Raw genomic sequence first — 12,972 nt, forward strand, 5'->3', positions numbered from 1 at the left:
CTACTAACTTTTATAATAAGATTTAATAAAATCAAAAGGAAATTTTTAGCAAAAAGACGCTATAAAAAACTTAAGAGAAATTATCCATAGCTTCTAGAAAACTAGGAGCTATAAATTTTTCTTTAGAGATGAAATTAAAAAGTTATTAATTATTTTAAATAATATTGAAATAATGTTATTGACATAGGGATTTTATAATGATATTATTAAAAATAATAAAATACAATCTATCTAAAAGGAGAATATTATGAATAACTATTTAAGTTCTAATTATTCACAACTTAATATTAATAGATTTTACTTTAGCCACTTTAGATAGAGTTTGTATTTATGATTTCGTCATAGATACAAACTTTCCCAAAAGTTTGTATCTATGTTGGCTAACCTTTAGTGATGATTAAAAAAGCCACATAGGTAATCTATGTGGCTTTACTTATACAGAATTTTAAGCTACATAGAATATTCTATGTAGCTTTTTCTATATATTAAATGAATGGGAGTGATAAAATGAGTTCAAGAGAAAAATTCTCTGGAAAATTAGGCTTTGTTCTTTCTTGTATTGGAGCAGCTGTAGGTCTTGGGAACATATGGATGTTTCCTTATAGAATAGGTGAATATGGTGGAGCTGCCTTTCTTATCCCTTATCTATTCTTTGTATTCATATTTGGTACCACTGGATTTTTAACTGAGGTTTCCTTTGGGCGGGCTTTAGGGACTGGCTCTCTCAGTGGAATAAGGCAGGTTTTTAAAGATAAAAACCTTAAAGGATATAAAATAATTTCATTAATACCTACCCTAGCCTTATTTGGAATATTAGTATTTTATAATGTTGTAGTTGGGTGGATATTAAAGTATTTTTATTTAAGCTTAAATGGAGATATCTTAAAGTTAAACCCTACTGAAGCTTTCCAAAACTTTGTTGCCACAAAAGAAAGTATATTTTGGAATGGTCTAGCTATTATTCTAACTTTAAGCATTGTTATTTTTGGTATAACAAAAGGAATTGAAAAATTAAATAAAATAATTATGCCTGCATTATTTATAATATTTTTTCTTCTTACAATAAACTCTCTTTCTCTTCCTGGAGCATCTAAAGGAATTAGCTATCTTTTTAATCCGAGATGGGAATATCTACTTAACGTTGAAACTTGGGTAATGGCACTTGGACAAGCTTTCTTTACTATTTCTCTTACTGGATGTGCCTTGGTTGTATATGGTAGTTATTTAAATAAAGATATAAATCTTATTTCCTCTACTATAAATACAGCAGTGTTTACTACCCTTTCAGCAATACTTGCCTCTTTGGTTATAATACCTGCAGTATTTGCTTTCGATCTTGATATAGCAGCTGGACCATCTTTACTTTTTATAACTGTTCCTGCTATGTTTAAGTCTATGGCCTTTGGTAGATTAATAAGTATAGTATTTTTCTTAAGTATAATCTTTGCAGCTATATCCTCTTCAGTGGTTATGCTGGAAGGGCCGGTAGAGGCTGTTATCTCTCACTTTAATTGGTCTAGAAAAAAATCTACAATTGTTGTGTCTTTAGTAGGCTTTGTATTATCTATTCCTCTTAATTTAAGTATGGATGTTTTTTCTAAATTCTCAGACTTCATAACTATATTCCTAGCTCCTTTAGGTATACTTATAGTTTCTATAGTTTTCTATTGGATCTATGGATATGATAAAGCTTTAAATGAGATAAAACTTGGTTCTAATAGACCTTTAGGTAAATACTATTACTATCTTTCTAAATACATTTTCCCAATAGTTACCTTCTCAGTTATTATTCTAGGAGTTGTATATGGTGGTATAGGTTAAGTTTTATCTAAAAGTGATAACTTATTATTATCCTTATACTGTAAAAGGTACTATGAATATAAAAAATTCATAGTACCTTTCCTATAGAACGAATCTTCCTTCAGGTGGTGTTATTTCAACCATCTAAAGGTTAGATGAGTTAATCTAGGGTCGTAGCAACTGTTAATTTCACTTTAGGCATCTTAATGACCTCCGTAGAATTTCTAACCTTAAAACCCTATAATAACTTTAAACTTTTTTCAATCTATTCATTAAATCCTCAATATCCTTTGGAAGTTTTGAAGTAAGTTTTATAATCTCCCCTGTTCTTGGATGAGGAAATTCTAATCCATAAGCATGCAGTCCTTGTCTTTCAATTAAAGCACTATCTTCTTCATATCCGTAAAGAGAATCTCCATATATAGGGCAATTCAAATGGCTTAGGTGTACTCTTATCTGATGAGTTCTTCCTGTCTCTAGAGTAAGTTTAACTAAGGATGAATCATTAAACTCTTCCTCCACAGTATAATGGGTTATGCTTCTTTGACCTCTAAGGTCTACTACCCTTTTTATACTATCCTCACCTTCCTTATAAATAGGTAAGTCAATAGTTCCTGAAGACTTTTCTAACTTACCGTGAACCAAAGCTAAGTATATTTTCTTAAAATCTTCTCTTTTCATATCCCTTGATAATGCCATATGAGCATATTGATTCTTTCCTATTATTATAAGTCCTGATGTATTCATATCTAATCTACTAACAAGCCTTACAATGCAATTTTCATTATTTTCTCTAAAATGGCCAAGAACCCCATTGGCCAAGGTTCCACTTTTATGACCTTTAGTAGGATGAACCACCATATATGGAGGCTTATTTATTACAATTAAATCTTCATCCTCATAAACTATATCAAGATCCATCTTTTCAGGTATTATGTCCTGATTCTCTTCCTTAGATAATATTATCTCTATTCTATCTTCTTCTTTAACTAAGTGATTAAGTTTCACAGCCTTACCATTTACTAATATTCTTTTATCTAAGGCTGCTCCTCTTATAAGTCTTGTAGAAAGCTTAAGCTCTTCTTTTAAATATTCTCTTATTTTCTTATTATTAAATTCCCCACTTACTCTTCTTTCAAGTTTACTCATAGCCTTCTCCTCTTAATGTTAGTTTTTCTTATAATCTTTTCCTATCATTACTATTATATCAAAGTTTCCCCCATCTCCCTCTAAAAATTCTATATTTTCTATGTTAAAATCCTTTTTAAGTATGGGAGCTAAATCTTCCTTTTCTTTTCCTTTTACTATAATCTTACTCTTCTCTATAGGTTTAGTATTGCCTGTGGTTATATGGTCATAACCATTATCTTTTAGAGTGTTTGAATATTTAGCTGCAAGACCATTTACATTAGTTCCATTTAATACTTCTATATTAAGACTTTCTTTTATTTTACTCTGACTTAAAACCTCTTTACTATCTCCATTAAGGATTGATATTACTTCTTTATTTCTTTTTTTATCATATAAGAAATAAGAAAGCCCTTTTATATATTCAGTATCTCCCTTTAAGGTATGCTGTGAAAAATTCTCTTTATCCACTTTTACAAAACTCATGCCATAGCTTAATATGTCTTCTCCACTAAAGTTAGTTTCTACATACTTTGGTATTAAATCAAGAATCTTTCCTATTTTAGTTACTATACTAGGGGAGGTTACCTTTTCCATAACCTTACTCATTAGCTTATGCTGATTTTCTATTCTACCAATATCTCCATCTGCCAAGCCTGTTCCATCATTATTTTTTCTCCATCTAAAAAACTCTTCTGCTTTTTTTCCATCTAAGGTAACGGTTTCGCCTTTTTTAAACCTTATATGCAAATCTTGAGTATTATCATCATAAATCATATCTCTGTCTATTTCCATCTCAACACCACCAATGGCATCTATAAAGCTTCTAAACCCCTCATAGTCTACGGTTACATAGTAATTTATCTTAGTATCTAAAAGATTCTCTACAGATTTTATGGCTAAAGCAGGTCCCCCTATTGCATGGGCCGCATTTATTTTCTGACTCTTACCATTGATTTCAACATAGGTATCCCTTGGTATAGAAATAATACTACAAGCGTTATCTTCTTTATTATAATTTACAACCATCATAGTATCACTTCTTTTAGGAACACTTTTATCATCCTGCCCTGCTTCCCCTATATCTAGTCCCAAAAGTAATACATTTATAGGTTCATCCTTAGAATTGGGTACTGTTGCTTTTATATTATTTTTACTAATTTTACCAATGAAGTTGTAAAAAAAAGTTGCTGAAGTTACTCCAGCTACTAAAATACAAATGAGCAAAGTAAGTATTACTATAGCCATTTTGTTTTTTGATTTCTTATTATTATTTTTCACCTTATGTCCCATAAGCACTCACCTTTTATCTATTTATTATTTACAAGATAGTTCCTAGCTTCTATGGTTCTTTGGTGTATTAAAAGTCCTTTATCTATAATAAATTTTATAGTGTTGTCAAAGGCCTTAAGTAGCCCTTCATCTAAATTTCTAAAAGTTATCTCCCTAAGCTCTTCTACTCCCTTAAAGTCTCTACTTGGTTCTATATAGTCTGCTATATATATTATTTTCTCAATAAGAGTCATATCCTCTTTTCCTGTGGTATGAAAGATAGCTGCATTTAATATATCATTGTCTTCTATTCCCATTTTCTCTTTAGCTATTATAGCTCCAGCAAGACCATGTAGTAGATGAGGAGCATTTCTTTCTGCTAAACTTAAAGTATATCCATGCTCTTCACATATTGATATTAAAGTATTTCCATTTTCATGTTTAGCTAAATCATGAATTAAGGCAGCATATCTAGCTTTCATCTTATCTTCTCCGTAAATAGATGCAAGCTTTTCAGCTGTTTCCACAACACCTAAAACATGTATATACCTACTTTCCTTTAAGTTTTCCCTTAAATATACCTTTATTTGTTCTTCAGTCCACATAAATCCCCCTCCTATTTATATAACCTTAATTCTTTTATTATATATTCCACAGAAGGTGGTAATAAGAAACTTAAGCTCTCTTCATTTTTTATGGCTTCTCGTATATAGGTTGAAGATATGTTCATTTCTAATAGGTGTAAAAATATTATTTCAACGTTAAACTCTTCCTCTACCTTTTTCTTTTGCTTCAGTATTTCATCCACAGTAAAACCTTTCCTATAAAATACTACAAATTTACATAGTTTAAAGAGCTCATTTATATTTTTCCACTTATATATATCTATTAGGCAATCCGCTCCTGTTATAAAATAAATCTCTATATCTGTTCCTAAGTCTTCCTTTATATACTGAAGGGTTTCATAGGTATAACTTAATCCTTTTTTAAGTATTTCAAAATCACTTATATAGAATTTTTCCTTATCTCTTATAACAGATTTTATAAGCTCATATCTTAAAGTTCCATCTAAAATATTCTTATTTTTTTTATGAGGTGGGTTTCCACTTGGCATAAAGATTAACTTATCTAAGGAAAGCCTATTCATAGCCTCCTCAGCTATATAGAGATGACCATTATGGATGGGATCAAAAGTCCCACCCAAAACTCCAACTTTCATTACTATTTCTTATTTGGCTTTGGTAATTCTATCTTAGGATTTTTCTTTGACATTCTATAAATGACAAATTTATTACCTATTGCCTGAACTCCTTCACATCTTAATTCTTCACATATTAAATCTGAAGCTTCTCTTGCTTCATATCCACTATTATTTAATACTGTCAACTTTATAAGTTCTCTAGCCTCTAAAGCATCATCTACTTGCTTTAAAAAGGCATCTTCTATGCCGTTTTTCCCCACTTGAAATATAGGATCTATTTTATGAGCTAAGGATCTTAAATAAGCTCTTTGTTTACTAGTTATCATACTTACCTCCATTATAATAAGAATTCAAATTCAAAGTCATTTAATCTTACTAGATCTCCATCTTCTATTCCCATTGCTATTAATTCATCTATTATTCCCTTATTTCTTAAAACCTTATGGAAGTATCTTAGAGAATCTGGATCATTTACATTAACTGCTAGTAATAGTCTATCTACAAAAGTACCTTCTATTACATAAACATTATCTTCAACTCTTATTTCATGAGTAAATCTCTTTTCTTCTCTTATGAATCTCTCTTCTTCACTTATTTCAAGATCAGTAACTGGTATTTCTGATAATAATCTTGCAGCTTCCTTAAGAAGTGGCTCAACCCCTTCTCCTGTAGCAGCAGATATTTTAAATATCTTATCATATCCCATTTCACGAACTTTATCCTCAAAGTTTTTAAAGGTTTCTTCATCATATAACATATCACTCTTATTAGCTGCTACTATTTGAGGTCTATCCCAAAGTTTTACGCTATATCTTTTAAGTTCTTCATTTATTTTTATGAAGTCTTCTATTGGATCTCTTCCTTCTATTCCTGATATATCAACAACATGAATTAATACCCTTGTTCTTTCTATATGTCTTAAGAAGTCTAGTCCAAGGCCTACTCCTTCAGCAGCCCCTTCTATAATACCTGGTATATCAGCTATTACAAAAGGAGAAATTCCTCCTAAAGCAACTACTCCAAGGTTAGGCTTTAAAGTTGTAAAATGATAGTTAGCTATCTTAGGTTTAGCTTTTGAAACCTTTGATAATAAAGTGGACTTTCCAACGTTAGGGAATCCTAATAGTCCTACATCAGCAAGAAGCTTAAGCTCAAGAAGTATATATCCTTCTTCTCCTGGCATACCTGGTTCTGCAAAGTTAGGTGCCTGTCTTGTAGGAGTGGTAAACTTAGCATTTCCTTTTCCACCCTTTCCTCCCTTGCAAACCACATATTCATCACCATTATGGGATAAATCAGCCATTATTTTATTACTTTCAGCATCTCTTATTATAGTCCCCATTGGAACCTTTATGTAAAGATTATCTCCATCCTTACCATAGCACTTAGATCCTGTTCCGTCGATTCCTCTTTCAGCAGCATACTTTCTTCTATAAGTGAAGTCTAAAAGTGTTGTCATATTTTTATCTGCAACTAAAATAACATCTCCACCATTTCCACCGTCTCCGCCATCTGGTCCACCTAAAGGAACATATTTTTCTCTTCTAAAGGAAACAGCACCATGCCCGCCATCTCCTGATTTAACAAATATTTTGGCTGTATCTATAAACATATAATCACCCTCTATGTATTATTCTATTTTTTTCCTTTTTCCCCTTCTTATTATAAAAATTTTATAATAGGAAGGAAAGGTAAACTAACTATTATTATTTCCTAAATTAAATATAAAGTTACACAAAATCTTAATTAATTTTATCTGATGGATATAAGCTGTAACACCTCCATCCTCTTAAAAGGTGGGGATAACAGTTACTAAGCCCCTAGATTAACTCATCTAACCTTCAGATGGTAGAAAGAACACCACCGGAAGGAAGATTCGTTCTATAATATCCACCTATTGGTACGGTATTATATGTATTAGCTAAATTTCCTATAATTTCAAAAAAGCACCCTAATAGGGTGCCTTTAATTCATAAAAATTATTCAGCTATAGTTTCCTCAACATTTACTGGGTAAACGCTAGCCTTCTTCTTATCTCTTCCTAATCTCTCGTATCTTACTACTCCATCTATCTTAGCGAAAAGAGTATCATCCTTACCGATTCCAACATTAGTTCCTGGATGGATTTTTGTTCCTCTTTGTCTTACTAATATATTTCCTGCAAGAACGAATTGACCATCTGAACTCTTTACACCAAGTCTCTTAGATTCACTATCTCTACCGTTCTTGGAGCTACCAACTCCTTTTTTATGAGCGAATAACTGAAGATTCATTATTAGCATGGAACTGCACCTCCTCTACTTTTAACTTTATATATTCTTTACGTTTCTTTTCTCCGAAACTTAAGTCTAAACTTTTAATGGAACTTTCTATACTTATCTTAAAAGTTTTAAGTAAAACTTGACATTTTAAAATATCTATCTCACCTAAAGAATTTAAATCAAGATTTAGATATCCATCATGGATATTATAGTTAACTTTAAGTTTAAGTACCTCTTCAATACCAAGTATAACACTTTGTGATAAAGTTGATATGGCGCTACATATAAGATCATAGGCTTCTCCTACTGATTCTTCTATAACTTCCCTTGAAAGAGCATGCCCCTTTATATTAAAAGCTACTATATTACCCTTATGTTCTCTTATAACTACATTAATCATAATTATGCTTCTATCTTCTCGATAACAAGCTTAGTGTAAGGTTGTCTATGTCCTTGCTTCTTTCTGTAGTCTTTCTTAGCTTTATACTTTAATACAACTACTTTCTTAGATTTAGCTTGAGCTATAACCTTAGCAACAACTTTAGCACCTTCTACTACTGGCTTTCCAACTAGGAATTCTCCATTGTCTTTAGCAACAGCAAGAACTTCTGTTAACTCAACAGTTGAGTCAACCTCTGAGTTTATCTTCTCAACGAAAATAACATCTCCTTCAGCTACCTTGTATTGCTTTCCACCTGTTGTTAATACTGCGTACATTAAATACACCTCCTCTATCCAGTCTCGCCGCCTAAGGTACACAAAATTGTGTTTATATAAAACCAGTGACGTGCGGTCTACAAAAGACATTGTAGCACATTAAAATATCCTTGTAAAGTTATTTTGTCATTATTTTTCACTAAAATCTACTTTATATTCCATTAAACTCTCAATTTGTTTAGAAAATATTAGAGGTTCTACATTGAAATATTCAACTATATCTGTAAAATTTAAATATATGTTCTTATTTAATCCATCTATGTCTTTTATAAAGTTAAATAAATCTTCTCTTACAATATCCTTATACATAGAATTAACTTCTATATATATATCATGTATGTTATTTTCAGCATCCTTTTTTAGAATTTCATTTTTTATAAGAAGAGTTACATAGGATAGTTTTAGTCTTTTACCATGACCTTTGCAACATTTACATTGCTCTTCTATGTATTCATATATATTTTTCCCTCTTCTTCTTCTAGCTATCTGAACTAAATTAAGCTCCGTATGGGGATATACCATAGTCTTATTTTTATCCCCTTCAAAACCATTTATTAAGGTCCTTATTATTTTTTTCTTATCATTCTTTTCTTCCATATCTATGAAATCTACAACGATTATACCACTTAAATTTCTAAGTCTTATTTGTCGTGCAATTTCCTCTGCGGCTTGAATATTTGTCGTATATGCTGTTCTATCTATGGATCTTCCTATAACATTTTTTCCTGAATTTATATCAATAACATACATGGCTTCAGTCTTCTCTATTACAATATGTCCACCACATTCAAGATTAACCCTATTGTTTCTTAAAGCCAATATTTCTTTTTCTATTCCATAATAATCAAAAAGAGTTCTGTGTTCTTTATATAAAGAAAGTTCTATAGTTATATCTTCTTTATCTTTTATGTAACCTTTAATACTTTCAAAATCTTCTTCGCTATCTACAGTAATTTTTTTTGTCTCATCATTTACTGCATCTCTTAGTATTTTATTTATTATACTCTTTTCTCCATGGAGAAGTCCTGGTTTTAGAGAATACTTAAACTCTCTTTCTATAATTAAATATTTATTATAAAGATGTTCTAGTTCCTTTTCTATAGCACTTAAGGATACCTTTTCTCCTTGAGTCCTTATCATTATACCTAAACCCTCCGGAACCTTTATCTTATTTAAAACCTCTTCTTTAAACTCCTGGTTTTCTATTTTCTTTGAAAAACCTATATGATGCCTTTCATTAGTTAGTACCACGTATCGTCCTGGAAGAGTTACATGATTTAGAATCTTAGCTCCCTTATCCCCAAGCTCCTCTTTTACAACCTCAACAAGAAGTTCTTCACCTTTTTTTATATTATCCTTTGTTAAATACATATAAGCTTTTTTATCATAACCTATATCTACAAAGGCAGATTTTATAGCAGGTACTATATTCTTAACTACTCCCTTATATATCTCCCCTGGGATAGGTTCATTTTTTTCTTCTTCTATAAAGCATTCTATTAGTTTGTTATGTTCTTTTAGAGCTACTCTTCTTATATTATTTCTTTTTTCTATAAATATTTCTCTCATAGCTGCACTTCCTATTATCTTTATTAAGGTAACTAAAAAAGTCACTAGTTGTTATACAAATATATTTTATGTAATACTACAATTTAAAAATCCAGTGATGATTCCTCTCTAAGTAGAATCTTTGTATTATCAAAAATATTTTTTCCATATATCACTAACCATTTCACTTTAGATACCTAAAGTATTAAGCCTTCAGGAAAAACTGAAGGCTATTATACTATTCATATTTATATAAAGGAATAAACTCTCCATCTTTTATTGTAAACATCTCAGTTCTCTCTATATAAGTAAAAGCTTCTTTATCTGATCCTTCTACATTATCCTTTATATAATTTACAAATAGTTCTGGGGATAGATGCTCTCTGCTTCCACAATATGCTTTAAGATCTATGATAACATACTCTGAATCATATCTTAAATCTATATTAATAATTTGTGGTTTTAGATCTACAGTCTTTTCACCCTTCTTACTCTTTTTTATTATTTCCCAATTATCTTTTTCTAAAAGTTTTTCTATATGATAAATTTTTTCTTTAGGATTTTCAAACTTTACTTTAATAATATAATCAGCAGCATCTATTAATGCCATAGCCTTTGGAACTCTTTTTTCATTAAGAACTATTTCTATAGCTGTAGCACTTAGAAATTTTATTCCAATGTTACTAAACTTATTTAACCTATCTTTAACTTCTTCTATGTCCATATCTTCTGTTAAGATTAAATCCATATAATCTCCCTTTGAATAATGTCCTACTGACAAAGGTTGAGCTATAGAAAGACTCATATGGGGATTAAAACCTTTAGAATACTCTGCAGGAAGAGCTGCTCTTCTTACGATCTTTTGAAGGGTTCTCAAAAGATCTAAATGAGATATAAATTTTATTGAATCATCCTTTGTAAATTTAATTAAATAACGCACCTTCAAAGCACACTCCTTCCTTAAAGTTAACATTTACTCCACAACCCGTACAACCTTCTCTACAGTTTTTAGTGAGCTCTCCATTTTTAGCCTTTTCATTTTCTTTTATTAAATAATCTCTATTTACTCCAATATCTATAAAGTCCCATGGAAGGATTTCATCATAGCTTCTTTCTCTATAAGCATAGAAATCACCATCCACATTACATTCCTTCATGGCTTCCATCCAAAGATCAAAATCAAAATACTCTGACCAGCCATCAAACTTAGCCCCTTTTTCAAAGGCTTTTATAATTACATTACAAAGCCTTCTATCTCCCCTTGCAAATATGGCCTCCATATATGACACTAGGGATTCATGGTAATTATAATTAACTGCCTTGCTTTCAATACTTAGCTTAACAGCTTTTATCTTTTCTCCAACCTCTTCCATCCTAGCCTGTGGAACCCACTGGAATGGAGTAAATGGTTTTGGTACAAATATAGATGTACTTGCAGTAACTCTAAGTCCTTTATTTCTAATATGCTTTGGTACCTTAAAATACTCTCCTGCTACCTTATCTGCTAAGTGGGCTATTCCTTTAACATCTTCCATATCTTCATAAGGAAGTCCTATCATAAAATAAAGCTTAATAGTAGACCATCCTGCCTCAAAAGCTGAATGAGCTGCCTCAAGAACCTTTTCTTCTGTAACACCTTTATTTATTACATCCCTCATTCTTTGGCTGCCAGCCTCTGGAGCAAAGGTAAGTCCTGTTTTTCTAACCTTTTGAATTTCTTTAATTAAATCCACAGAAAAAGCATCTATTCTTATGGACGGTAATGATACTGCTACCTTATTCTCTCCATGAGTTTTAATTAAGGTATTTATTAAATTTTGTATATCTGAATAATCACATATACTTAAAGAACTTAAAGATATTTCACTATACCCTGTACTCTTAAGTAAAGTATCTGCTTGCTTTAAAAGAGTTTCTGTAGTCTTTTCTCTAACTGGTCTATATATCATTCCAGCTTGGCAGAACCTACATCCATTGGTACATCCTCTAAAGGTTTCAAGAACAACCCTATCATGTACTATTTCTGTATAGGGAACTATTATATCATCTGGAAATTCTACCTGATCAAAATTAGCTATAAACCTTTTTGAAACCTTACTTGGAACATCTTCATACTTAGGAGTAAATTCCTTTATTGTTCCATCTTCATTATAAGTTACATCATATAAAGAAGGTACATATACTCCCTGTATTTTAGAAATCTCTTTTAAGAAATCTTTTTTCTTTCCTTGACCCTTATATTTTTTATATACCTCTAATACATCATTCATTACCTCTTCTCCCTCTCCAAGTTCAAAGAAGTCTACTATATCATAAAGAGGTTCTGGGTTATAGGCACAAGGACCACCTGCCATAACTATCGGCTCATCTTCTCCTCTTTCTGAAGCTCTTATTGTTACATCTGCCATATTAAGCATATTTAATATGTTAGTATAACTCATCTCATACTGAAGAGTAAATCCAAGAAAATCAAATTCTTTCAAAGAGTCTTTAGTTTCTAATGTAAAAAGAGGTATGTTTTTTTCCCTTAATAGTTTTTCCATGTCTGGCCATGGAGCAAAGCATCTTTCACAATATGTATCTTCCCTTTTATTTAGGGTATGATATAATATTCTGCTTCCTAAGTGGGCCATTCCCACCTCATAAGTATCTGGAAAGCAGAATGCAAATCTTATATGTTCTTTGCATAGGTCTTTATATATAGAATTTAACTCTCCTCCTGTGTATCTAGCGGGCTTTTCAACTCTAAATAAAATATCATCTAAGTTTATCTTCATTAAATTTTCCTCCCAAGGACATAGTTCTTTTAATTTACATTCTAAGATATAATTATAAGAATAAACCTATGATTTGTAAATGAAAAGCCATGGAAATTTTATTCCATGGCTTTTTTATCCCTTTTTATCATATATTCTTCAATAGACATATTTCCATATAACTTAAGGGTTTCAATTACTTCATATTCATATATTACACCTAAAACCTTCATATTCTCATCTAATATAGTAAATATATTATTTTTATTCTTATCTACAATACCTAACA

Annotated in this window: 13 protein-coding genes; 1 reads left to right on the forward strand and 12 read right to left on the reverse strand. The window is 30.9% G+C overall.

The features are described from left to right. Positions 1–507: 507 nt before the first annotated feature. Positions 508–1,821, forward strand: a complete 1,314-nt coding sequence (locus tag AB2369_RS06285) for a sodium-dependent transporter (RefSeq protein WP_367665625.1) — start codon at positions 508–510, stop codon at positions 1,819–1,821. Positions 1,822–2,049: 228 nt separating this feature from the next. On the opposite strand, the gene AB2369_RS06290 is transcribed toward AB2369_RS06285, so the two are convergent. From AB2369_RS06290 to AB2369_RS06345, 12 genes are all read right to left on the reverse strand, one after another. Beyond that, positions 2,050–2,949: an RluA family pseudouridine synthase gene (locus tag AB2369_RS06290; RefSeq protein ID WP_367665626.1), complete on the reverse strand. Its 900-nt coding sequence runs from the start codon at positions 2,947–2,949 to the stop codon at positions 2,050–2,052. An 18-nt stretch (positions 2,950–2,967) separates the two neighbouring features. Then, positions 2,968–4,221, reverse strand: a complete 1,254-nt coding sequence (locus AB2369_RS06295) for an LCP family protein (protein WP_367665627.1) — start codon at positions 4,219–4,221, stop codon at positions 2,968–2,970. Between the two features lie 17 nt (positions 4,222–4,238). Then, on the reverse strand, positions 4,239–4,805 hold the full coding sequence (gene yqeK, locus AB2369_RS06300; protein ID WP_367665628.1) for a bis(5'-nucleosyl)-tetraphosphatase (symmetrical) YqeK: 567 nt from the start codon (positions 4,803–4,805) through the stop codon (positions 4,239–4,241). Between the two features lie 11 nt (positions 4,806–4,816). After that, a complete protein-coding gene (nadD, locus tag AB2369_RS06305) occupies positions 4,817–5,419 on the reverse strand; it encodes a nicotinate-nucleotide adenylyltransferase (RefSeq protein WP_367665629.1) in 603 nt (200 codons plus the stop codon). Between the two features lie 2 nt (positions 5,420–5,421). Beyond that, positions 5,422–5,727, reverse strand: coding sequence for a ribosome assembly RNA-binding protein YhbY (gene yhbY / locus AB2369_RS06310; RefSeq protein WP_367665630.1), 306 nt, complete (start codon positions 5,725–5,727; stop codon positions 5,422–5,424). Between the two features lie 11 nt (positions 5,728–5,738). Further along, positions 5,739–7,013 carry a GTPase ObgE gene (gene obgE, locus AB2369_RS06315; RefSeq protein ID WP_367665631.1) on the reverse strand — a complete coding sequence of 425 codons (1,275 nt, stop codon included), beginning with the start codon at positions 7,011–7,013 and terminating at the stop codon, positions 5,739–5,741. 367 nt (positions 7,014–7,380) lie between these two features. Next, positions 7,381–7,683, reverse strand: coding sequence for a 50S ribosomal protein L27 (gene rpmA / locus AB2369_RS06320; RefSeq protein ID WP_367665632.1), 303 nt, complete (start codon positions 7,681–7,683; stop codon positions 7,381–7,383). Then, positions 7,649–8,062, reverse strand: a complete 414-nt coding sequence (locus tag AB2369_RS06325) for a ribosomal-processing cysteine protease Prp (RefSeq protein WP_367665633.1) — start codon at positions 8,060–8,062, stop codon at positions 7,649–7,651. The genes rpmA and AB2369_RS06325 overlap by 35 nt, the downstream gene beginning before the upstream one ends. 2 nt (positions 8,063–8,064) lie before the next feature. Further along, positions 8,065–8,379, reverse strand: a complete 315-nt coding sequence (gene rplU, locus AB2369_RS06330; RefSeq protein ID WP_367665634.1) for a 50S ribosomal protein L21 — start codon at positions 8,377–8,379, stop codon at positions 8,065–8,067. Positions 8,380–8,508: 129 nt separating this feature from the next. After that, positions 8,509–9,948 (reverse strand): ribonuclease E/G, encoded by a 1,440-nt coding sequence (locus AB2369_RS06335; protein WP_367665635.1) that lies wholly within the window; start codon positions 9,946–9,948, stop codon positions 8,509–8,511. 217 nt (positions 9,949–10,165) lie between these two features. Continuing rightward, positions 10,166–10,867, reverse strand: a complete 702-nt coding sequence (locus tag AB2369_RS06340; protein WP_367665636.1) for a TIGR03936 family radical SAM-associated protein — start codon at positions 10,865–10,867, stop codon at positions 10,166–10,168. Beyond that, positions 10,851–12,704 carry a TIGR03960 family B12-binding radical SAM protein gene (locus tag AB2369_RS06345; protein ID WP_367665637.1) on the reverse strand — a complete coding sequence of 618 codons (1,854 nt, stop codon included), beginning with the start codon at positions 12,702–12,704 and terminating at the stop codon, positions 10,851–10,853. Before AB2369_RS06345 ends, AB2369_RS06340 begins: the two co-directional genes overlap by 17 nt. Positions 12,705–12,972 lie beyond the last annotated feature (268 nt).

The sequence above is a fragment of the Clostridium sp. genome (assembly GCF_040797585.1).
GTDB lineage: Bacteria > Bacillota > Clostridia > Clostridiales > Clostridiaceae > Clostridium_Z.